Origin of the sequence: Streptomyces bugieae (assembly GCF_036352915.1) — a bacterium.
GTDB lineage: Bacteria > Actinomycetota > Actinomycetes > Streptomycetales > Streptomycetaceae > Streptomyces > Streptomyces endophytica.
Genome location: NZ_JAZBJP010000138.1, coordinates 1 through 464 on the forward strand (window position 1 = coordinate 1; position 464 = coordinate 464).

At 64.4% G+C, this 464-nt stretch carries 1 protein-coding gene; it reads right to left on the reverse strand.

Annotated features, from left to right (window positions below):
- Window positions 1-448, reverse strand: a 448-nt coding sequence (locus V2J85_RS40565) for an NAD(P)/FAD-dependent oxidoreductase (RefSeq protein WP_330824386.1), incomplete at its 3' end; no start/stop codon positions are given.
- Between the last annotated feature and the right edge of the window lie 16 nt (window positions 449-464).

Sequence of the window (464 nt, forward strand, 5' to 3'; positions counted from 1 at the left end):
GTGCCTGGTTGCGCGCCACATGAAGCACGCCGTCCTTGACGATGTCGGCGTCGATGCCTTCGGACTTCGTGACACCGATGACCTCGTCGACGGCACCCCGCATGGCCCTCATGAGTGCGACGACGCCATCGTGGCCGTGCGTGGAGGCATAGGCGTCGCGGGATCCGGCGAGCTCGGCGGACAGCCATCCACCGTTGCGGCCGGACGCTCCGAACCCGGCGAACTCCTTCTCCAACATGACTATTCGGAGGTCAGGCTGTTCACGCTTGAGATAATAGGCTGCCCACAAACCGGTCAGCCCCGCTCCGACGATGCAGACGTCGGCTTCCAGCGAACCGGGCAGAGCCGGTCTTGATTCCGGCCAGCCCGCCGCGCGATACCAGAACGACACGCTGCCGTTCACGAAGTCATTGGCGAGACCGCTGGTCGTACGACCGTCGGGGGACATCTTGGTTCTCCTGTAC